The organism is Stenotrophomonas sp. SMYL20 (assembly GCF_036320045.1).
Lineage (GTDB): Bacteria > Pseudomonadota > Gammaproteobacteria > Xanthomonadales > Xanthomonadaceae > Stenotrophomonas > Stenotrophomonas maltophilia_A.
The window spans coordinates 135,505-157,918 of sequence record NZ_JAWIRT010000001.1 but is presented as its reverse complement, the minus strand read 5'-3'; the positions used below and the strand labels follow the sequence as shown (position 1 = coordinate 157,918).

Below are 22,414 nucleotides of genomic sequence, written 5' to 3'. Positions count from 1 at the left end.
GGGCGCCGATGCGCCCCGATCGTTAACGCCTGCCTGCGCAATGGCCGCAGGACCCGATCAGAAGTCCCAGAACACCGGCACCCAGCGGAAGGTCTCGCCCTCCAGCGACACCCGGCCCACTGACGGGAACGGAAGATGCGTGGCCACCAGCATTTCGCCGGTGCCTGCCAGGTCCTTCAGCAGGGCGATGCGGACGCGCGCGGATTCCTCCGGGTCGTGCTCGAAGCCGTTGTGCCAGTTCGGCTGGTCGAAGCCGACCGCGAACACCGCGTCACCGGCGAAGGTCAGGGCCTGCCCGGCAGACGCCACGCGCACCACGCAGTGGCCTGGGGTATGCCCTCCGGTGCGGCGGGCCATCACGCCCGGCGCGATCTGCTGTTCGTCCTGGAAGGTGTGCACATAGCTGCTGTACTCGGCCCAGAAGTGCTTGGCCGTAGCGCGCAGCGCATCGGGAAACCCCTGCGGCATGTTGGTGCGGCTGAAGTCCGGCGACTTCCAGAACTCCACCTCTGCCGCGGCCACGTGGATCTTCAGGTCCGGGCGCAGCTGTTCCTTTACGCCTTCAACCAGCAGCCCACCGACGTGGTCCATGTGCATGTGGGTGATCACCACATCGGTGATTTCGCCCAGGTTGATACCGGCGGCACCGAGGCGGCGGATCAACTGGCCGGCGCGCGGCAGCTGCAGGTCCGGGTCCATGCCCAGGCCGGCATCGATGAGGATGGTGCGATCACCGCTGTGCACCACCATCACGTTCAATGCCCAGTCGAAGGCATCCTGCGGCAGGTACATCTCTTCGAACCATTCGGCACGGTCGGCGGCCGGAACGTTGTGGCCGAGCATCTGGGTGGGCAACGGCAGGACGCCATCGCTGATCACCAGCACTTCGACGTCGCCCACCTTGAGGGCGTAGCGCGAGGGCACCAGCTCATCGAGGGCGGGGGCAATGGGCGCGGCGTTGTTTTCCAGACTGAACATGAGGGATCTCCACGAAGGGGCATTGGGCGGGCAGCGATGCAAGGCTGGCGCGAACGATTCCGGGCGCTTTCCCACGGCGCAGGGCGTGGCGTTGCCAGGGCACGGATGCCTGGCAGGCCAGCGCTGCAGGGTTCATGGGAAGACGGGCCACTGCGCAAGCGGTGGGCCCGGAACACGGCATATGCCGTGTGCGATCAGCCTAGGCAGCACACCGTTGCCGCGGTAGGCCCGTGGAGGGGGACGTGATGTTGCATTCCGGGAAGCAATGCGAATCACATACCCAGATCAGACAGCCCCGGGTGATCATCCGGGCGACACCCCAGTGGCCAGTGGAACTTCCGATCGCTTTCCTTGATCGGCATGTCGTTGATGCACGAAAAGCGGCGCTGCATCAGGCCATCCGCACCGAATTCCCAGTTCTCGTTTCCATAGGAGCGGAACCAGTTGCCGGAGTCGTCATGCCACTCATAGGCGTAGCGCACGGCAATACGATTGTCGGTGAAGGCCCACAGTTCCTTGATCAAACGGTAGTCCAGTTCCTTCTTCCATTTGCGGGCCAGGAACTGCCGGGCTTCCTCGCGGCCATGGGTGAACTCGGCGCGGTTGCGCCACTCGGTGTCCAGTGAATAGGCCAGCGCGACTTTGTCGGCATCGCGGGAGTTCCAGCCATCCTCGGCAAGGCGCACTTTCTCGATGGCCGATTCACGGGTGAAGGGGGGAAGTGGCGGACGGGGTGCTTCAGTGGACACGGTGGGGCCTCCAATCAAGTGGATGAGCGGGGTGCTTCGACGGGTTTCGATCACTCAGGCGTCAGCGCCTGGACTGCTCCAACAACACCGCTGCAACATCCCTTGCAGTGTCTGCGGCGTCGTAGTCGCCCATTACGCGTGAAACGGTGATGGCGCCTTCCATGAGAACCAGCAGCTGCCGCGCCAGTGCTTCCGGCTGCTTGATATCCAGTTGCGTGGTGAGTTCCAGCGTGTAATCCAGCAGCTTCTGCTTGTGATGTTTGGCGATGTGGCGAATCGGATCGTCGGGATTGCCAACCTCGCCTGCGGTGTTGATGAAGGCACAGCCGCGATAGCCCTCGGACTGGAACCAGCCCTTGAGCACGGTGAACATGCTCAGGATGCGTGCTTCCGGGGTGTCGGCCTTGTTGCACTCCTGCTGGAACCAGGTGAGCCAGCGCACGTCACGCGCATTCAATGCCGCAGCGGCCACCTGGTCCTTGTTTTCAAAGTGCCGGTAGATGCTCTTCCGGGCAACGCCGGAGGTCTTCACCAGCAGGTCCATGCCGGTGGCGTGGACCCCGTTCTGGTAGATCAGCGCCTCGGCCGTGGCCAGGATCTTCTGCTGGGTGTCGGTGGTGATTGTGCTCACGGCGCCAAGGTAGAACGATCGTTCTACCCTGTCAACGGGCGGCATCGCCACCTCCCGGCTGCGTGCATCCGCTCAGGACGATCTATCAAGAAATTCGTACATGTCATCATCCAGACGCCCGATTTCGGCCGCAAAGTACGTCTCACCACCCGCCCATGAGACGCCCCGCATGAACACCTTTGCCCGTTCCCTGGCCGTTGCCGCCCTCGCCCTCTCGGTCCAGGCCGGCCTGTCCGCGCAGGCCGCCGAACCGGCCAAGCCGGCAGCAGTCACCAGCATTGCGCGCACCGCCAGCTACATCACCACCGCCGATGGCGTGCAGCTCTACTACAAGGACTGGGGCCCGAAGGACGGCCCGGTCGTTACCTTCAGCCACGGCTGGCCGCTGAACTCAGACAGCTGGGAATCGCAGATGATCTTCCTGGCCAACCACGGCTACCGCGTCATCGCGCATGACCGTCGTGGCCACGGCCGTTCCAGCCAGCCGTGGGATGGCAACGACATGGATCACTACGCCGATGACCTGGCCACGGTGATCAACACGCTCGACCTGCACGATGTCACCCTGGTGGGCTTCTCCACCGGTGGCGGCGAAGTGGCGCGCTACATCGGCCGCCATGGCACCGGCTGGGTGAGGAAGGCGGTGCTGATCAGCTCGGTGCCGCCGCTCATGCTGAAGACCGCCGACAACCCCAATGGCCTGCCGATGGAAGTGTTCGATGGCATCCGCAAGGCGCAGATGGACAACCGCGCACAGCTGTACAAGGACATCCCGTCGGGCCCGTTCTACGGCTTCAATCGCCCGGGCGCGAAGGTGTCGCAGGGCCTGATCGATGCCTGGTGGGCGCAGGGCATGCAGGGTGGTCACAAGAACACCTACGATTCGATCGCCGCGTTCTCGGCCACCGACTTCCGCGCCGACCTGAAGAAGTTCGACGTGCCGACGCTGGTGATCCACGGTGATGACGATCAGATCGTGCCGATCGACATCTCCGGCCGCCAGTCGGCGAAGCTGATCAAGGGCGCCAGGCTGATTGTTTACCCGGGCGCGCCGCATGGCCTGACCGACACCCACAAGGACAAGGTCAACCAGGATCTGCTGAACTTCCTGCAGGAGAAGTGAGTAACCGGGGCTCCGGCATCGCGCCGGAGCCCGTCTCACATCAGAGTGTTTCTGCCCCGCCGCGTGTCCGTTCCCGGTCAGAGTCGCCCCGGTGCGGATTCGGGCGGTGCAGAATTTCATCCGGGCCCGGCTGCAAGGGCGTGGAAATGGCCATGCCAGAACCTCGGCACCTGGCAGTAATCCTCTACCTCTCGTTCGCAAGATAACTCGGCTTTACACGGAGCGAGCGGGTAATCTGAAAACACGCGTTCGTGAAGGTGGTAACGGTTAAGTCCAGGGAAAGTCCATACCTTCAATTTCGCTGTAACGTAATTGTTGAAGATGCGAGTGGATTCCGGGCGGGCCAACAATCAGCTGTGACATGGAGGTGGGGATGTGCACGGTATCTTGCAGGTCTTCAGCAAAGCTTGCGGCTCTCCTTTATTTGATGATTGCCTCCTGCATCGCCGCGATCATGCCGGTTGGCGCCAAAGAGGGCCGATCACTTGTGCTTGTCAGACTCTCATCTGAGCAGGGGACAGTCCTTGCAACCGGGCTACTGAGAGGGATGCTGAGGCCAATCAATGGCTGTGTCTACTTCGTGGATCCAGGCGGCACGGCATATCTTGCAGCATGGCCTCACGATTACTCGCTCGCCATGAAAGGGGGCGTTCCCGTAGGCGTGCAGGACGAACGATCGGGGGAAATGATGGAATTCGGAATCGCCGCATCATTCGGAGGGGGGCATGGAGGTGAATCGCTCCGTTTGAGTCTTGCTGCGTCCATTCCGGATGCCTGTACTGGTCCACTCATGACGATTCACTTGATGCGTCAGGCAAAGGAGCAGCCATGATCAATCTGCGCACGAAGCTATCCATGCGTGCCCTGACATTGTCCGCCCTCGGTGCGTTCGCATTCTCCCTGCACGGCCAGCCGATAACTGGCAACCCCACGGCACACACCTACTCGCGAACGTTCAATGAATCTGAGGCCGAAGCAAAATACAGGTCGATGAAATCGATCTCTGCGCAGGTCTGGAAGGCAGGATTCAGGCATCTGAGCCGGATACGTTTGGTGGCTTGTACGTTGAGCATGAGCCAGAATTCAAGATCGTAGTGCTGTTCACGAAGAGGCCGAAAGAGACCTTGGCAAAGTACACGCAGGATCCTGTATTTGCCGGCCGCACTTCCGCTCAATCGCTCGAGATGCTCCTGGCGACCCAGGCCGAGGCAGAGGCAGAGGCCCAGCTTCTCGCAAAGAAGGTTGGGTTCGAGTAAGCAAGTGAAAGGCTTTACTGTCACTACCGCAATCTCCGGCGGCCATAAGTTGACCGGTACTGCCTTCAGTTGCACTACTGGCTTCAACGTCTTCGACGCAGATCGTGAGCTTGGCGTCCTCACGGCCGGTCACTGTGACAATACGCTGACCTATCAGGGCATTGCCGCGCCTCTCGTTTTCCAGAGCGAGCAGAACGTAGGCGACTACGATGTCCAGTGGCATAAAGAGCCGCCCAGGGGCGCGCCCCACGCGCAGACAAATGAAATCTCCCTGATCAATGGTCCGTCGCAGACGCTCGAAATAACCAGCACACTCCCCTCCAGTTCGACGCATGTGGGGGATGTGATCTGCAAGAGTGGAATTCACGGCCATTACGCATGCGGGACCATTGAGGATATGAATTCAAGGTCCAATCATAATGGGGCCATAGGCAGGTACATTCGTGCACGCAACCTTTCTCCAGGTCCTCTCAGCGTCGAAGGTGACAGCGGTGGGCCGGTCTTTTCGAACAATGCGGCCCTCGGCGTCATTCACGGCCGGGGCGGTGAAGACACGGGATTTGAGAACGACCTGTTCTACATGCCCATCGAGCGGGTTTCAGCACTTGGCGTTACCGTATTGACGGAGGCCTTTGAAGTTACCGGCATCGCAGATCGCACAGAAAATTACTTCAGGCCATTTTCCGTTCCGGTTGCGTACAAGGGAGTTCCGAAGTTCCCGATAGAGTTGACGCTGGAGCGCCCGGTGTGCCCGAGCGGGCCCTGCGAACCCGCCACGGAAACGTTGCCGGACAAGATGCCCTCCCCGCTCAACTACACATGGGCCTGCTTCTACCCCATCGTGCTCTACCCGCCTCCCGTCATTCCCCCTCCCCCGTTGACCTGGAGGGAGCGGATTACCTTGAAGGATGCGTCTGGAATCACCGCCGAGCCCGTTGAGTACAACCTGCACTGCAGTGGATGCCCTGATTGTCCATAGCCCGCATCTGTTGATGAGTGCAGTGCTGGAACCACGTGCGTGGATTTTTCGTCAGCCGAGCATGGCTCGGCTCTACATAAGCGCCAGCTCCCTGGCAAGGAACGGCGCCGTCCTGCTGCCTTTGGCGCGAGCCACCTGTTGCGGCGTTCCTTTCGCGACGATGGTGCCCCCTGCCCCGCCAGCTCCGGGGCCTACGTCAATCACCCAGTCCGCCTGTGCAACCGCCCGCATATCGTGCTCGATCATCACCACGGTATTGCCCGCGTCCACCAGCCGCTGCAGCTGCACCAGCAGCCTGTCCGCATCCGATGCATGCAGGCCGGTAGTGGGTTCGTCCAATACGTACAGCGTGCGCCCGCGCTGGCTGCGCTGCAGCTCGGTGGCCAGCTTGATGCGTTGCGCCTCACCGCCGGAAAGCTCCGTGGCCGGCTGGCCCAGCCGCAGGTAGCCGAGGCCGATCTCCTGCAGCAACTGCAGCGGCCGGGCAATGGCCTCTTCCTCGCTGAAGAACGCATGCGCCTGGTCCACCGTCATCTGCAGGACCTCGGCGATGTTGCGGTCATTCCACTGCACCTTCAGCGTGGCGTCGTTGTAGCGGGCGCCATGACAGGTGGGGCACGGCGCATAGACGCTGGGCATGAACAGCAGTTCGACGCTGACGAAACCTTCGCCCTCGCAGGTCTCGCACCGGCCCTTGGCCACGTTGAACGAGAAGCGGCCCGCGTCGAAACGGCGGCGGCGCGCGGCGGGTGTCGCAGCGAACAGCTTGCGCACGTGATCGAACAGCCCGGTATAGGTGGCCAGGTTGGAGCGTGGCGTGCGGCCGATGGGCTTCTGGTCGACCTGCACCACCCGCTGGATGGCGTCTACATCGCCCGCCAATGTGCCCCGGGTCGTTTCGATCACGGTTGGCCCGTCGGTGGGCGCGCTATCGGCGTTGTCGTCCGCAGGCTCATGCCCGAGGTGCAGCAGTAACAGCTCGGGCAGCGCCTGCGCCATCAGGCTGGACTTGCCGGAGCCGGAAATGCCGGTCACCGCCGTCAGCAGCCCCAGCGGTACCTGCGCGTCCACACCCTGCAGGTTGTGGCGGTGGATGCCCTTCAATTCCAGCCAGCTGCTGGCGTTGCGCTGCCGGCTGGCAGGTGCGGGCACCTGATCGAACAGATACAGGGCCGTGCGCGACTCCTGGATGTGGCGCAGGCCATCGGGCTCGCCACTGTAGAGCACGCGCCCGCCGTGTTCCCCTGCCTGCGGCCCCACATCCACCAGCCACTGCGCGCGGCGCATCAGCTCCAGATCGTGTTCAACAACGAACACCGAGTTGCCGCCGTCGCGCAGCCGTTCCAGTGCGTCGTACAGCGCCTGGCTGTCGGCCGGATGCAGGCCGGCCGAGGGTTCATCAAGCACGTACAGCACGCCAAACAGCAGCGAGCTGAGCTGCGTGGCCAGCCGTAGGCGCTGCAGCTCGCCGGCTGACAGGGTTGGCGTCGCACGGTCCAGCGAGAGATAGCCCAGGCCCAGGTCACGCAGCTGGCGTACACGCGCCATGACTCCGCCTGCCAATCGTTGTGCTGCCAGGCGCTTCTCTTCGGACAAGGCCGAGGTCAGGCGCACGTCCGGAGCGCCCTCGTGGGTCGCCTGGCCACTCGCGGCCCTCCGGGCGCGATCGCGGGGTGTCGCGCTCCTGCTGGTGCGAGCGCCCTTGCTGTGCGCGCCGAAATCACCTTGTGCGATGGGCTCCAGCAGCGCCGCCAGCTGGTCCAGCGGCAGCCGCATGAACTCACCGATATCCACGCCGGCAAAGGTGACCGAGAGCGCCTCCGGCTTCAGGCGCTTTCCGTGGCAGGCCGGGCACAACCGGCCTTCCATGTAGCGCGACACGCGCTTGCGCATCAGCGCGCTCTGGGTGTTGGCAAAGGTGTGCAGCACGTAGCGGCGTGCGCCGGTATAGGTGCCCATGTAGCTGGGCTCCTGCTTGCGCTTGAGTGCGGCACGGGTCTCTGCGGGCGTGAAACCGGCATAGACCGGCACGCTGGGCGCTTCCTCGGTGAACAGGATCCAGTCCCGGTCCTTCTTCGGCAGCTTCTTCCACGGTATGTCGATGTCGTAGCCGAGCGTGACCAGGATGTCGCGCAGGTTCTGGCCATGCCATGCCGGCGGCCAGGAAGCGATGGCGCGCTCACGGATGCTCAGCGACGGGTCCGGAACCATCAGCGCTTCGGTTACTTCGTAGACATGCCCCAGGCCATGGCAGGTGCTGCAGGCGCCCTGTGGCGTGTTGGGCGAGAAGTCCTCGGCGTACAGCATGGGCTGGTTGGCCGGGTACGCACCGGCACGCGAGTACATCATGCGCACCAGGCTGGACAGCGTAGTCACGCTGCCCACCGATGAACGTGCATTGCTGGCGCCGCGCTGCTGCTGCAGCGCCACTGCCGGCGGCAACCCGTCGATGGCATCCACGTCCGGCACGCCCGCCTGGTCGATCAGTCGCCTGGCATACGGCGCCACCGACTCGAAGTAGCGCCGCTGCGCCTCAGCGAAGACAGTGCCGAAGGCCAACGACGACTTGCCCGAACCCGACACCCCGGAGAACACCACCAGTGCATTGCGTGGGATGGAGACGTCGACATTCTTGAGGTTGTGCTCGCGCGCACCGCGCACCTCGACGCAACCGCTGGCGGCGGCAGCGCATGACGATTCACCAAAGGGGGTGTTGGACATCGTTACGATCCTGCAGGCAGTGAGTGGCGCGCGCCAGGGCGCGCCCAATGATGCATTTTCGCTGCTGCGGGGTGAATGTGGGTGACGGACGATCCTGCAATGCGTGATCTGCTGGCTGCAGAACACCTTCTCAGGCGATACACGCTGTCCGCCGCCGCCCATTCAATGTGGCCGGCCAACGGCAGGCAGGACGGATCTACTCCCCGGCCGCTTGGATGTGCCCTGCCCTTGTGGTCGCATTTCCTTCGATGGCCCAAACGCTGTCCTTGTGGCCCATCTTTGCGCGCTTCCTGGATCGCCTCGCCAGTTGCCAGAAAATGGCAGCAGCGACAATTGCGGTCGCGTCCACGGCCACCCCGGCACTTGAATGGTTCCAGGTGCCGGGGACGCCAGCCAACGCCGCAAGGCTGCCGACCGGGATCAGTGCCGTCACTACTGCGCCAACGTACAGCAGCTCATAAGCGGAGCGCGCGGCCCCACGCAGGAATGCCCAGGCCACTGCCAGCAGGAAGGCCGCATAGTAGATGCCTTCGTGCCATGCCGGGACATTGGCAACCAGCCCAGGCAGCCACTTGGTAGCTGCCAGTGTTGCCGATATGCCGATGACACAGCCCAGGGACACACCGATGGTCAGCGATCCCAGCACACGGGTGGATCGCTTCTGCTCGGGAAGGTTGGCATCGCGCTGCTTCTTGCGTCGTGACTCGATCCACAGCAGGTTGCCGGTGTAGAACACGATCGCACCGCCAAGCCCAAGGAGCAGGTACATCCAGCGCACGGGGTTCCCGCCAAAGCTGCCGAAGTGCAGCATGAAGAAGGCATTGACCGCCGTATCCCAGCCGCCCATGTGTCCTGGCAGGTCATGTGTGTCCACCATGCCAGTGTACGGATCGAGATGGGTACTCATGTAGGTGCGGGCACGGGTCCCGTAGCGGATATCCAGGCCGGTGACACGCCCCTCGACCACACTGCCCTTCTGCTGGAAGCCCAGGCTGTAGACCTCAAAGCCCGGCAGCTGTGCCTTTACCTTTTCCAGCAGTGCAGGAGCAGGCAGAGGCTGGGCGCCCGGAGCGGGCCGGTCATCGTGCTCCTCGCCCCATTGGATGCCATTGGGATAAACCACCTTGTCCTGGATGTCGTAGAACTGATCGTGGAACGCGAATACCACGCAGGTCACGGCCATGATCAGGTGGAATGGCAAGCTGACAATGCCCAGCGCGTTGTGCACATCCAGCCACATGCGCTTGATGTTCTTGCCTACCCTCACGGCGAAGAAGTCTTTCACCAACGTCGGCAACAGCACGATGACGCCGGAGATCAATGCGACGGCATACATCAGCGCAATGATGCCCATGATGGGGCGCGAAATCGCATCGGGGAACGGCAGGCCGACGAACTGATGCAAGGTGTCGACAAGCTGCGCCACCGGTGCCTTTCGCAGCTGCTCCACCTGAAGCCGCCCTTCCGCGTCGAAGCTTGCGCCAAATTCGGTGAACTGCCGTGGCTTGTCGCCGCGTACTCGCCAGATCACCCGGGCAGACGCCTCAGGTGAGGTCTGCACCATCACGCTGTAGTTCTTCGCCGCCTCGGGATGCGCCTTGAGCACCGCGGCCAGCAGTTCAGGTGCACGTTCCATTGGGACCGGCGCAGACAGCGCAGACGGGGGTGTTGCCCATCGCTCCAGCGGCTTCTCGAACATGGTGATCGAGCCGGCATAGAAGGCAACGAACAGCATCAGGCCAGCAAAGATGCCGACCCAGATGTGCACGTCCTTGTAGACCTTGATGATGTCGTTGCGGATCTTCATGTGAGGTCCAGTCAGCCCAGATGGCTGCGCGCCAGCCAGAGCGCGCCAAAGGCAACCACGTTGGCAGCACCGAGCCACAGCCAGGCGCTTGCGCTGCTACGAAAAAGGAAAACAAATGACAGGATCGGGGCCCACAGCAGCGCGACCAGCCACATATTGAACTGGGCCTTGCCGCCCCCGCCATCAATGCCGCCGGGTCCGAACCACGCGAACAGGCCGGACAGGGCCAGGGAGAGCCCAAAGCCCAGCAGTACACCGGCACATGTCTTCCCGAACCAGTGTCGGCTCTGCAGCTTGTCAGGGCCGGCCATGGGCACCTCCACGCTGTCGAGCGCGCCAGACGCCCAGGAAGGGCGCGGCCGACCAGACCAGCATCAGAATCGTCAGCCAGGTGAAGAAGGCCGCACCGCTTCCCATCAAGGACAGGAACATGGCCAGCGAGACCAGCGACAAGGCGCTGCCGGGAATCCATTTCCCACGGACAGGCCAGGGTCCGGCGCGCCGCCACTGCTGCTTCGGTGACGCCAGATAGAACAGCCACGCCCCGACCACACCCGCGGCTGAAGCCAGCACTGCCATCATGACCGACATTCTGGAAGTCTCATTTGGAGGCCCCGTGACCTGGCTGGCCGGTCACGGGGCAGAAGGGTTACCAGGTGAACCGGGCGGTGGCCGTGACGGTGCGTCCTGTGCCGAAGAAGCATGAGGAGACACCGCTGCACGTGGTCACGAATCGCTTGTCGGTCAGGTTGCTGACGTTCAGTGCGAACTGCGTGCCCACACTCCCGATCGCACCGACGTCATAACGGATAGCTGCATCCCACATCGTGTAGGACGGAATCAGGTAGACGTTGGCGCTGTCGCCGTAGCTTTCACCGTTGTAGCGGACGCCTGCGGCAAGGCTCAGGCCTGCGAGTGCCCCGCCTTGGAAGGTGTAGTCACCCCACAGCGCAGCGGTCCAGTCCGGAACCATCGCCAGCTGCTTGCCCTGGTAGCCGTTGTTGCTCTTGGTGACTTCCGAGTCCATCCACGACGCCGCGCCGATCACGCTGAAGCCATCGAGGGGGGTGATGCGGCCTTCCAGTTCCACGCCACGCACGCGACCCTCGCCATCCTGCACCTGGCACTGGCTGGACCCAGTCGTGCCGCAGGTGTTGTGGCTGGGATCCGGATCGTTGGTCAGGATGTTCTGCTGGCGCAGATCGTAGGCTGAAAGCGTGATCAGGCCATCGAATCCAGACGGCTGATACTTCACGCCCACTTCCCACTGCTTGCCGGTGATCGGGTCGAACGGGGTCCGGTCGAAGGACTGTGTAGCTGTGCTGCCTGCGGGCTGGAACGACTCGGCATAGCTCAGATATGGCGTCAGGCCATTGTCAGCCACGAACAGGATGCCCGCGTTGCCGCTGAAAGCCTCGTTCTTGATGCGGCTCGGCGCGCGTGCGCCATAGCGATCCGTAGCCACGGTGTACGACTGCGTCCAGGTGTCGTCCTTGGTCCAGTCGTAACGGCCGCCCACGGTGAAGCGCCACTTGTCCAGCGCGATCTGATCCTGCAGGTAGGCTCCCGTCTGGCGGTTGACGCCTCCCGAGTAGCTGATGCTGTTGGTCACCGGGACATAGCCGGTGTAGACCGGATTGAAGATGTCGATCGGCGCCGGATCACGCATCGCACCGCGTGCCGCATCCCAATCGGCCTTCTGCCAATCCACGCCCACCAGCAGCGTGTGTTCAGCCGAGCCGGTCTGGAACTTGCCGGTAACGCGGGTGTCGATGGTGTCGCCCTGGGAGTCTCCCTCGCCCCAGGTGGCACGTCGCTTCTGCGTGCGCCCATCCTGGTTCAGGCCACCGTTGGTCACCACGGTGCGGAAGGTCGATTCCACGTTGGTGCGGCGGGCACCCTGGCTCAGGGTCCAGTTCTCGTTGAAGGCATGTTCGAACAGCCAGCCGGCCGTCCAGATCGTGCGGTCGTAGGTGTTCCAGTTCGGTTCGCCAATGAAGGTCGTGTTCTTCATGCGCCCATAGGGGGTGGCCTTGAGCGTGCCGTCCATCGGCAGGAACTGGTAGGTCGAGCCGCCGTCATCGCGCTGATAGAGGCCCAGCACCGTCAGCCGCGTACGCTCGGCCATCTGGAAGGTATAGCTGGGGGCCAGGAACCAGTGCTGCTGCTGGGTATGCTTGATCTGGGTGTCACCGTCGCGATACAGGCCCACCAGGCGCCCGAGGTGGCGCTTGTCGTCCGATGCCGCGCCCAGATCGAACGCGCTGCTGTACTGGCCGTTTCCATCCAGACCCAACTGCAGCACCTGCTGCTGGTCAGGTGTCGGGGTCTTGCTGACCTGGTTGACCATGCCGCCCGGAGCCACCTGACCATACATCACGGCCGACGGTCCCTTCAGCACCTCGACACGGTCCAGGTTCCAGCTGTCCACCATGGTCCGGTTCCACTGGCCACCCTGCGGCGCTCGCATGCCGTCGACGGTGACGTTGTTGCTCCAGCTGCCGGCGTCGAAGCCGCGGATGCGGAAGTCATCGACGCGATTGTCGATGCCGCCGCTCTCCAGAACCACGCCGGCCACGTAGCGCATCGCCTCGTTGAGGTTCTGCACACCGCGGGCATCGAGCTCTTCGCGGGCAATGACCGAGACCGACTTGGCCATTTCCGCAACCGGCGTGTCGGTCTTGGTAGCGCCGGAGGTGTGCGTGGTTGTGCGATAGGCGTTGACGCGTACCGCATCGAGCGTGGTGGCGCTGCCATCGGGGACTTCTGGCGAGGGCGGTGCTTCAGCGTGACCGGCCAGCGGGAAGGCCAGCATGAGGGCAACGGACACGGACAACAGAGAGCGCCTCGGGGCGCGGGAAGTAGTGGCGATCTTGTTCATTTGGGGGCCTACGGTAGGAAGTGCGCCCTAGGCGGCAGCTGCGGCGGCGTTAATTTCGCGTTAAATAATACCAAATGCAAATCGTTCGCACTAGCAACCGCAGGCGCCTGCCCTGTCGGGAGCGCTCTCACCCTGTCTGAAGCATCGCCACCCACACCCCCATCAGGGCACTCCCCGCCAGCAGACTCAGCCACACCTTCCCCACCCTGCGGGCGCTGAAGACGCCCACAGCAATGGCAATGAACAGCACGAACCCCAGCAGTGAACTGGCCAGGACCGAAACGGCTGTCCTTACCCCCACCAGCACGGGCAACAACAACGCCAGTGCCGTGGCAGTAACGGCGGTGAACACGTAGCCGCCCAGCGAGGCGGCCAGCACACGGCTCGCCACCTGCCAGCGATAGGCCGCTTCCCGCCCGGCCGGAGGCTTGGCAGGGCGCGCCGCCTCCGGCGCCCGTGGCCAGCGGCGCTGCAGCATCACGGCCACTCTGGCCAACATCAGCCCGAATGCCAGTGCGACCAGCTCCACACCGGCCTGCTGCCATGCGCCCCGCTGCAGGTACATCAGCAGCCCCTGCCCGGTGGTTGCCAGATTCACCAGCGGCAGCGCCAGGCACAGTGCTGCGGCCAGCCACAACTGATCGATCCAGGCCAGGCGCGGTGGGCGCCACAGCGCGTGCGCCACCGAGGCAGCGCAGGCCGTAAGAAAAATGCGTATTTCCCACGCACTTCGATCGCTCATTTCCAGTGGCAGCAACCGATTGCCGTACAGGTAGACGATGCTTGCCAGCGCCACCCCGGCCAGCGATGCGACGTTGAACGCTTCCACGCAGCGATAGATGCCCGCCGTGGCCGCGCCGAACTCGTGCTCGCTGCGCTTGCGCCGCTTGATGGAAAACAGCAGCGTGCCAATGGCGATCATCGCCGTGCCGAGCAGACCGCTGATGAAGTACAGCCACTTCATCGGCCAGCCGCCGAAATCGGCCTTGTGCAGTGCTTCGATGGTTTCGTGCACCTGTACGGCGCCAATGGCATGCGGATGTGCGCCATGCTGTTGCAGCAGCGTGCCGCTGGCAGCATCGAACGCCGCCCGGCTGGCCTCGGTCAGCAGATGCCTGTCCGCGCCCCCCTCCGGCTTGCGGCCGATCACCTCCACCACGCTGTGCACGGTGCCGGGCGCCTGGATCACGATCAGTACTGGCGGCTGCCCGCTGATGGCCTGCGCGCGTGCGAGCAGTTGCTGGAGGTCCGGCAGTCGCGCGGTGGATACCAGGATGCCTGGCGGAGTCGGCTGTGCAGGCGCCAGCTCGGCTTCATAGCGCGCATAGGCGTCATCGGCATCGCCATAGGCTGCCTGCACGGGCCACGGCAGATAGCTGCTGTAGAAGAAGGTCAGCCCCGTGTAGCCGATCATGAACAGGAACGGCAGGGTCAGCACGGCACTCAGGTTGTGCGCATCCAGCCAGCTGCGCTGTCCCTTGCCCGGGCGGAAGGTAAAGAAGTCCTTGAAGATGCGTTTATGCACCACCACGCCGGACACCAGCGCCAGCAGCATGCAGGCCGTGATCCAGCCCACCAGCCAGTAGCCGGCCATGCCGCCGTGCAGGGTGTAATGGAAGGACATGAAGTGGCGCCCGCCTTCGGTTTCCCGAAGACGAGGTGGAGGCTGTGGCATGCCGGTGCCGGCATCCACCCAGCGTTCGTGCGCGGTGCCGTCGCCATCCTCCCATGACAGCTCCAGCGGCCAGCCGTGATGCGCAGGCCAACGGATCTGCCATGCCCGGGCTTCGGCGGCGTTGGCGGCCAGCCAGTGCTGCGCACGTACCGCCTGCATTCCCGTGTCCACCGCCGGCGAGGAGACCGGCACGGGGCCGGCCTCCATCCATCGCGTGATCGACTCGCGGAACACGCTGAGCGTGCCGGTCAGAAAGATCGCGCACAGCAGCCAGCCACAGGTCAGGCCGCACCAGGTGTGCAGCCACGACATGCTCTGCCGGAAGCCCGCTTTCATGCCTGCCCCGTGGCGGGCAGGCCGTTGCCCCGCCGGCTGCGGAAGATCACAGCGAGCCGCGCAGCGTCAGCATCACATTGCGGGGTTCGCCAAAGAAGTTGCCGCGGCGGATCTGGCTGATCATCGCGTAGTAGCGGGTGTCGAACAGGTTGGCCACGTTGACGCCTACGCTCCAGCGCGGATTGATCCGGTAGCCGGCGCGCAGGTCCCACACGGCACGTCCCGCTGCGCCCATGCGCCAGTCCGGGTCGTCGTAGGCCGGATAGGAGTAGCTGCTCTGTGCCGATACACCACCGCCCACAGAGAACGCGTTCCACTTGCCCGGCAGCTGGTAGGACGTCGACAGGCGCAGCAGGTGGCGGGGCGTCTCGGCGCTGATGGTCGCGCCCTCATCGTCGCGGCTGGTGACGTGGGTATAGCCCGCCATCATCTGCCAGCCCGGCGCCAGTTCGCCGCTGGCCTCCAGCTCAAAGCCCTTGCTGCGCAGCTTGCCGCCATTGCGGTAGCAATCGGACGACGCCAGCGAGCCACGGCAGCTGCCCGGGTCGGATTCGTCCACCACGGCGTTGCCGGTCTTGCGGATGGAGAACACTGCGGCGGAGACATTCAGGCGGCCATCGTTCAACTCACCCTTCACGCCCAGCTCGTAGTTGGCGCCGATGGCCGGATCCAGCACCGAGCCGGATGCGGTGACGTACGAGCTCTGCGGCTGGAAGGTATCGGCGTAGCTGGCATAGACCGACCATTGCGGACCCAGGTCGTAGACAAGGCCGGCGTACGGGGTGAATTCGTGCTTCTGTTCGTAGTCGCGGCTCTTGGCGCCGGTGAAGCCATCGCTGGACTGGTACTTCACCCAGCTCAGCCGGCCACCCAGCGTGAGGTGCAGCGGTTCTGCTAGCTGCAGGCGCAGGTTGCTGTACACGCCGCTCTGCTGGGCGCGGGCGTTTTCTGACCAGTCCCACGCGGGCTGCAGCGGCTGCGCGATGGCGCTGTGGTCGGGTGCGTAGACATCAATCGGCACGTCGATGGCCAGGTCCGCCGAGCTCTGGCGGGTACGCTGGCGCGACCACATCGCGCCCAGCAGCAGCTGATGGCTGCGGCCGAAGGCGTCGAAACTGCCGGTGGTGTGCAGGTCGATGCCATCACTGCGCACGCGCGAGCGGTTGAAATAGATGTCATAGAAGCGCGAACCGATGCCGGTGGCGCGGTCCACCCCGCCCAGCGGAACCGCGACACGCTGGTCCAGGTCCGACTCGGTGCGGTTCACCGACAGGCGTGCCTTCCAGCGTTCGTTGAAGCGGTGCTCTGCCTCTGCAAAGGCTTCGTCGACGGAGCCCTCCTGCCGGTTCCAGTCCTGGATGAGCGAGGTGGAACGCTTGATGTCCAGCGCACCGCCATCGGTGTAGCGCGGCAGGCCGAACAGCCAGTAGCCGTCGGTGTCACTGGCCTGATGGCGCAGGCCGAAGGTCAGCGTGGTATCCGTGCCCAGATCGGCATCGATCACGCCGTAGGCGACTGGAGTCTTCGATGAGGTGCCGCGCTGGAAGTAGTCGCGGTCCTGGTAGGCGGCGACGAGTCGGCCACGTACCGTGCCAGCGGCATTGAGCGGGCCGCCACCGTCGACCTCGAGGCGATAGTTGTCCCACGAGCCCAGCGTGGCCGCCAGATCCAGATGGGCCTGGTCGCGCGGGCGCTTGCGCACCATGTTGATCGCCCCGCTGGGGTCGGCCGCGCCGAGCATCATGCCACCGGCACCGCGCAGCACTTCAACCCGTTCCAGCACGGCGGTGTCGATCGGCAGCCAGCCCACCGGGGCATAGACAATGCCGGCCACGCCATCGACCAGATAGTTGCTGTCGTCCACGGTGAAGCTGCGGATCGAGAACTTGTGGTTGCCGAAGTTGCGGGCGGTCTTGGTCACGCCGGTGGTCTGTGCCAGCGCTTCGTCCAGCGTGGTGAGGTTGCGGTCGTCCAGCTGCTGGCGGGTGATCACGCTGACCGACTGCGGGGTCTGGCGGATGCTCTGCCCCAGCTTGCCCAGGCTCAGCTCACGTGCCGTGTAAGCGCCATCGCTTGGGGCATTGGCGGTGACGTTCACCGTCTGCAGGGTGGTCTGGGCCTCCTTGCTGCGCGCAGGTGTTGCTGCTTCCTGGGCCAGGGTGAACACGCCCGGACGGGTGGCATTGACACGCACGCCACTCCCCTCCAGCAGGCGCGCCAGTGCTTCCTGCGGCGTGTAACTGCCGGTCAAGGCCGGAGCGCGACGGCCCGCCACCGCCGATTCGCTGAACAGCACCTGCTGCCGGGACTGCTCGGAAAAGCGGCGCAGTGCGGCATCCAGCGGTTGCGCCGGAATATTGAACTGCACGCGTGCAGCCGGCTGCGACTGTGCAATGGCCGGCGCTGCCAGCGCGCTGGAAATGCACAGTGCCAGCAACGGCAGCCGCTTGGCGTGTACCCCCGTAGAGAACGCGCCAGCAACAAGTGCGCGCTTGATCTTCATGTACCCCATTACCGCTCCATCATGCTTGGCCGCTACTGGCCTCACTGGGGTAAACGGAAAATGACGGCGGGGTGGGAACCCGCGCCGGAAGAAATTTTCGTTCCGGCGTCAGCGGGTAACAGGTCGTTCGTCGATGCGATAGCCGCCCTGGGCATTGCGGGTCACCTGCACCGGCAACAGATCCGGCAGCGCTTCCAGGAAGGTGGCCGGGGCATCGGTGGCTGCGTAGCCGGAGACCGGCAGGAACTTCAGCCCTGGCTGGCCCAACGTGACGGGATGGCCCAGATACTGCCCGACCTCCTGCGCCACTTCGTCCAGCGGGGTGCGCCGGAACACCAGGCGTCCATTGCGCCAACCGCCAATGCTGTCTGCGCTTGCGGCGATGGGGCGATAAGCAGCGGTGAGCGTGGTAACGGCCAGGCCCTGTTCGGCGCGCAGGCTGACCGGCGAGGCACCTTCGGCGCGATCCGGCTGTACTCGCACGTGCCCATGCAGCACCTTGACCACGACTTCGCCCGGCCCATTGCGCACATTGAAGGCCGTGCCGACCACCGTCACCCGGCTGCGCTGGGCATCAACGGTGAAGGGCCGGTCGGCCGCCGGGGCGACCTCGAAGAACGCCTCGCCCTGGCTGAGCACCACTTCACGGCGGGATCGATAGAAATGCACGGCCAGCGTGCTGCGTGCATTGAGCGAAATCCGTGAGCCGTCCGGCAATTGCAGATCACGTATCTCGCCCGCGCCGGTGGCCACGTCCTGTACGTAGCTGGGCGCGGCGTACCAACCGTAGCCGACGTACCCCAAGGCCAGCATCGCCACGGCCGCAGCCGCCGCAACGCGTGGCAGGCGCCACGAGCGTGCACGCCGCGCCGCCCTGCCCCGCCGTAGAGCGGCAGGTGCAGGTACTGCTGGGGTGATCACCGCATGCGCGTCCGAGGCCAGTACGGGGCGTGGCAGCTGGCCCAGGTCGTGCCAGGTTCTGGTCACATCGGCGAACGCCTGTCGATGTGCTTCGCTCCCGGCCAGCCAGTGCTGCAGGGCTGCCTCGTCCTTCGGTTGCCAGTCCGCATCCTGCCGCCGTACCAGCCACGCGGCCGCCGCCTCATGCAGGGCAAACGGGTCGGAATCTGCGGGAGAAGGGAGATCGGTCATCGGCAGGGAAAATCAGCATCGATGGCAGGCGCCAACGCCTCGCCCGCCTTGGTCGGACGATGCAGTTCCTGCATCTGTGCCAGAGACGCATAGCGTACCCGCACTTCGCAGTAGGCAACCGCTCGCGACAGGTGCTTGACCACCATGCGGCGGGAGATCTGCATGCGAGCGGCCACGTCCTCCTGGGTCAGGCCATCGAAGCGGCAGAGCACGAAGGCCTCGCGTTGACGTTCCGGCAGCTCGGCCAGCGCTTCTCGCAGGCGCTCCAGGCGCTGCCGCTGGGCGCTGAGCTGCAACGGGCACTGTGATTCATCGCTGGTGATGGCCTGGCCCGCATCCTCGGCATCTGCCAGTGGCAGGGTCTGGAGACGGCGGCCTGCGGTGTGCTCACGATACTCATCGGCCACGGTGTTCATCACCGTTCGCCGGAAATAGGCGCCTTGCTGGTCGCACGAGGCCAGTGCAGGGTTTGCCGCCAGCCATTTGACTGCACCGTCGTGCAGGGCGTCCTCACCGTCCGCACCTCTGACACGCGCAAGGCTGCGCAGAATGGGCCCGCGCCAGCGGGCATAGGCTTTCGCAAGGAGGTTGCCGCCCATTGGCGAGGCGTCTTCCGGAATGCCCGCCTCCGTGGACGAGGCCCGATCCGCGTTGCTGCCCGTGCCCCGGCCTAGCGTGGACACATCACCCTCAGGGCAAATGCCTGCGGTCTGCACAGGTGGGGCGGGGAATTCACGTTGGGAGCCGGAGTTCTGGCCGCCATAGGCGGCGGAAGGGGTGGGATGCCGCAAGTGTAGTGAGAGTCATTTGCAATTGGAACTCCCTCCCCCCTCCCTTTCCTGCAGCCGCGGTTCGGATGAGGCCTGGGAACCGGGGTGAAGCGCACGGCAGTTGCGCCCTCCGGGAAGCTGCCGTGATCGCACCATTGGCGCGATGAACTCCACCGCATCAATCGCGAACCGGCCTGCAAGCGCCTTGGCGTGACCGTCCGGGGTGTAGCTTTTCCGGATGTCCCTCATATCGGCTTCGTCGGCGAGCAGCAGCAGTGCTACCTGCCTGCCAGTGCCTGCGTCGATCGCCTCGATCTCGAGGGAAAGCTGCCCCTTGCTCACCGGTCCCATCAGGACCGATGTGGCAATGTTCAGGCCGACAGACACCTCCTTCACCGAGGTGATCCTTGCAAGCAGCAACAGCCCCGTTCCCGGCCGCCCTGCCCCACTCCAGCCCAGGCGCCTGTCGATCTGCCGCTGCAGCTGACTGCTTACGGCAGCCTTGAGGCGATCACCGACGCCCGGGCTCAGCGTTGCAGCTACCTCTGGCATCAGCAGGACGGGGGCGAGAGTCACCGTCTGGAAGTGCCCGTGCGTGCTACCCGCTGGCACGATCTGCATCCGACGCTCCCCGTGGATGCTGAGACCTGCATAGGTCCTGGCCTGGTTTGACCTGACCACATGCACCGGACTGCATGCGGCCAGCAACAGCATTCCCACTCCTGCGAGGAGCCGCGGAACCCGCCGCCACAAGCTGCCTTTCGCGGCGCGTCCGGAACCGGATGTTCTGGCCAGAGTGGCAGTTCGATCGCCGCCTGATGAATGACTACGGCAGCAGGGAATTGCAGAGTGCATGACTTTCGCAGGTTGAGTGGAACGGAATCAATCGAGGTCGAACATCCCCCATGTGCGGGGCTCGCCTTGGCCGGTCCGGAGTGCCGGGCCCGACGATTGCAGGGTGTCGGCAGGATGTCGGCAATCACCAATGCAACATGTGCTTCGGATCGAACAGCACGCACGACACTGCCATGATGATCACGACAAGCACCGCGAATCCTGTGGCAATGGCGCCTCTGAGAAATCCAATTCGGATGAGGATGTGCTTCAACAGGGCCACCTCGCCAAGCAGCAGGACAAAGAGAAGTCCTGCTTGTGCTGCGGCAAGCAGCGCATAGACCAGTGCCCAGCACCCCCATGCGATGGCCGCCACACGAATGACGGACGCCGGAACGTCCATCAGCAGCCCCACCACGATCAGCATCGTCACCGCAATGGTGATCGTGCGCATGTTCTCAGCCACGTTCTTCAACGTAGCGCCTTCCCGCGCCAATCGATCGACCTCAAGGAATCTCGCCGCGAGTTTCGATTCAAACAGCCGTATGCGCTTCATGGTTCTACCCAGGTGAAGGAGGGGTGGCTGGAGAGGACTGCACACGCACTGGTGCAATGGACTACAGACGCGCAACCACCACCGGCAGCACGGCCCGGCGGCAGCCCCGACGTCATTGGGTGGCCCGGTCTCTACCGATGGCTACCCGCCGTGCTGGAACCAGGGGGGATGCTGACTACCTGGATTCCCGGAACTCGGTTGGCAGGCAACCCGCCCAACGCTTGAATGCGCGGCGGAATGCACGGGCGTCGGAGTATCCAACCGCGTCTGCAACTTCGGCGATGCTCAACTCTGAGTTCAGCAGGAGATCGCGGGCCCGCTCATACCGGGCCTCATCGCGGAGTTCCCGATAACTCGAATCCTGGCGATTGAGCCGGCGCCTGAGCGTTCTCTCGCTTACATTGATCAGGCTTGCGAGTTCGCTCTGCCGGGTGGTCGTCTCGATGTCGCACCGCAGGTGGCTCGACAGCGATTCGACAATTTCATTGCGCACGCCCCGCATTGGCAGCAGCGTGTCGAGCTGGTCGCGTACGATCTTCGAGTTGATCCGGTCGAAGCCTGGCAGCCGCACACTCAACCAGTGTGAGTCGAAGGTCAGGCGGTTGATCCCTGCATCAAAGCGCACCGGGCACTGGAAGAACCGCCGGTAGACGTCCGGATCGGAGGGCTTGGGTAGGGAAAAGTCGACCCGTAGCGGTGCAAAGGAGGGGCCAATTAGGTACCTGCTGACGGCGACGAACCCAGCGAATGCATCCTCCACAAGAACGGATTCCAGCTGGATATCAAAGCGCCGGAATCGGACCTCCATCCGGATTTCACGACCCGCTTCCTCGATCGTGTGAATCAGCATGGCGCCGATTGCCTGCTGGTGGCTGAGCCCATAGTTCAGGGCTTCCCCATAGGTCTCGCAGGTGAGCATCGCCAGGCCGGGAACACCCCAGGAGATGGGTGTCTGCCGGGCTCCCAGGGCGAGGCCCAATGCAGGTTCGTCCAGCAATCGTTCTGCGCGCATGAACAGCTTGCGCATCTGCCTGTAGGACAGCCTTACATCTCTCATCGAGAGATCGCGGTACGTGAAACCAAGCCCGCGGCACAGCTCTTCCGGCGAGAAACCCCGTTCTTCAACAAGCCCAAGGATGGCCCTGGCTCCGGTCGGCACGATTTCTGCGATCTGCGATTCGTGCGTTGAGCCTGGATCGTCGGAGGGGTTCAGAGACGTCGCGTCCAACGCGAGTTCCTCACCGGGCTCACGCCAGTCCATGGAGGTCGGCAGATTCTTGGAGATGGCAGCCATCACGTTTTCGAAGGGGCGTTTCGCAGTCCCCATAGTCATCCCGTGGGGGACTGATTTCAATGCAGGAGACCGCGCGTGGCCTAAACGGCCCCCCGCGTGTCCGGTAATGCTCCTGATGGGTCCGGATGATGATCCAGCGTCGATGTGACTGACTGGCTTCAGGTGGGAC

At 64.1% G+C, this 22,414-nt stretch carries 18 protein-coding genes; 3 read left to right on the top strand and 15 right to left on the bottom strand.

The annotated features are described in order from the left end of the window. Positions 1-57: 57 nt before the first annotated feature. The 3 genes from V3B48_RS00660 to V3B48_RS00650 form a co-directional block, all read right to left on the bottom strand. On the bottom strand, positions 58-978 hold the full coding sequence (locus tag V3B48_RS00660; protein ID WP_329892958.1) for an MBL fold metallo-hydrolase: 921 nt from the start codon (positions 976-978) through the stop codon (positions 58-60). Positions 979-1,250: 272 nt separating this feature from the next. Next, a complete protein-coding gene (locus V3B48_RS00655; RefSeq protein ID WP_329892957.1) occupies positions 1,251-1,727 on the bottom strand; it encodes a nuclear transport factor 2 family protein in 477 nt (158 codons plus the stop codon). Between the two features lie 61 nt (positions 1,728-1,788). Then, positions 1,789-2,358 carry a TetR family transcriptional regulator gene (locus tag V3B48_RS00650; protein WP_329893038.1) on the bottom strand — a complete coding sequence of 190 codons (570 nt, stop codon included), beginning with the start codon at positions 2,356-2,358 and terminating at the stop codon, positions 1,789-1,791. 169 nt (positions 2,359-2,527) lie between these two features. On the opposite strand from V3B48_RS00650, the gene V3B48_RS00645 reads away from it, so the two are divergent. The 3 genes from V3B48_RS00645 to V3B48_RS00635 all read left to right on the top strand — a co-directional run bounded on the left by V3B48_RS00645 (position 2,528) and on the right by V3B48_RS00635 (position 5,716). Next, complete coding sequence (locus V3B48_RS00645; RefSeq protein ID WP_329892956.1) at positions 2,528-3,481, top strand: alpha/beta hydrolase; 954 nt, start codon at positions 2,528-2,530, stop codon at positions 3,479-3,481. An 828-nt stretch (positions 3,482-4,309) separates the two neighbouring features. Continuing rightward, positions 4,310-4,576 carry a hypothetical protein gene (locus V3B48_RS00640; protein ID WP_329892955.1) on the top strand — a complete coding sequence of 89 codons (267 nt, stop codon included), beginning with the start codon at positions 4,310-4,312 and terminating at the stop codon, positions 4,574-4,576. Between the two features lie 165 nt (positions 4,577-4,741). Continuing rightward, a complete protein-coding gene (locus V3B48_RS00635; RefSeq protein WP_329892954.1) occupies positions 4,742-5,716 on the top strand; it encodes a S1 family peptidase in 975 nt (324 codons plus the stop codon). A gap of 72 nt (positions 5,717-5,788) precedes the next feature. Here the strand turns inward: V3B48_RS00635 and V3B48_RS00630 are convergent, their stop codons facing one another. The 12 genes from V3B48_RS00630 to V3B48_RS00575 form a co-directional block, all read right to left on the bottom strand. Continuing rightward, positions 5,789-8,437: an excinuclease ABC subunit UvrA gene (locus V3B48_RS00630; RefSeq protein WP_329892953.1), complete on the bottom strand. Its 2,649-nt coding sequence runs from the start codon at positions 8,435-8,437 to the stop codon at positions 5,789-5,791. A gap of 196 nt (positions 8,438-8,633) precedes the next feature. Further along, positions 8,634-10,244: a PepSY-associated TM helix domain-containing protein gene (locus V3B48_RS00625; RefSeq protein ID WP_329892952.1), complete on the bottom strand. Its 1,611-nt coding sequence runs from the start codon at positions 10,242-10,244 to the stop codon at positions 8,634-8,636. 11 nt (positions 10,245-10,255) lie between these two features. Then, positions 10,256-10,555 (bottom strand): hypothetical protein, encoded by a 300-nt coding sequence (locus V3B48_RS00620; protein ID WP_040007713.1) that lies wholly within the window; start codon positions 10,553-10,555, stop codon positions 10,256-10,258. Beyond that, complete coding sequence (locus tag V3B48_RS00615; protein WP_147427797.1) at positions 10,542-10,826, bottom strand: hypothetical protein; 285 nt, start codon at positions 10,824-10,826, stop codon at positions 10,542-10,544. The genes V3B48_RS00620 and V3B48_RS00615 overlap by 14 nt, the downstream gene beginning before the upstream one ends. Before the next feature lie 67 nt (positions 10,827-10,893). Continuing rightward, positions 10,894-13,074, bottom strand: a complete 2,181-nt coding sequence (locus V3B48_RS00610; RefSeq protein WP_329892951.1) for a TonB-dependent siderophore receptor — start codon at positions 13,072-13,074, stop codon at positions 10,894-10,896. A 178-nt stretch (positions 13,075-13,252) separates the two neighbouring features. After that, a complete protein-coding gene (locus V3B48_RS00605) occupies positions 13,253-15,136 on the bottom strand; it encodes a PepSY-associated TM helix domain-containing protein (RefSeq protein WP_329892950.1) in 1,884 nt (627 codons plus the stop codon). Between the two features lie 46 nt (positions 15,137-15,182). After that, complete coding sequence (locus V3B48_RS00600; protein WP_329892949.1) at positions 15,183-17,639, bottom strand: TonB-dependent siderophore receptor; 2,457 nt, start codon at positions 17,637-17,639, stop codon at positions 15,183-15,185. 108 nt (positions 17,640-17,747) lie between these two features. Beyond that, the gene (locus tag V3B48_RS00595; protein WP_329892948.1) at positions 17,748-18,791 is read right to left on the bottom strand and encodes a FecR domain-containing protein; all 1,044 of its coding nucleotides are present in this window, start codon (positions 18,789-18,791) and stop codon (positions 17,748-17,750) included. Further along, the gene (locus V3B48_RS00590) at positions 18,788-19,390 is read right to left on the bottom strand and encodes a sigma-70 family RNA polymerase sigma factor (RefSeq protein ID WP_071228350.1); all 603 of its coding nucleotides are present in this window, start codon (positions 19,388-19,390) and stop codon (positions 18,788-18,790) included. The genes V3B48_RS00595 and V3B48_RS00590 overlap by 4 nt, the downstream gene beginning before the upstream one ends. A 204-nt stretch (positions 19,391-19,594) precedes the next feature. Next, positions 19,595-20,275 carry a DUF3313 family protein gene (locus V3B48_RS00585; RefSeq protein WP_329892947.1) on the bottom strand — a complete coding sequence of 227 codons (681 nt, stop codon included), beginning with the start codon at positions 20,273-20,275 and terminating at the stop codon, positions 19,595-19,597. Between the two features lie 265 nt (positions 20,276-20,540). Next, entirely contained in the window at positions 20,541-20,951 is a 411-nt protein-coding gene (locus tag V3B48_RS00580) for a hypothetical protein (RefSeq protein ID WP_012511082.1), read from the bottom strand. 175 nt (positions 20,952-21,126) lie between these two features. Then, positions 21,127-22,245 carry an AraC family transcriptional regulator gene (locus tag V3B48_RS00575; protein WP_223224614.1) on the bottom strand — a complete coding sequence of 373 codons (1,119 nt, stop codon included), beginning with the start codon at positions 22,243-22,245 and terminating at the stop codon, positions 21,127-21,129. Positions 22,246-22,414 lie beyond the last annotated feature (169 nt).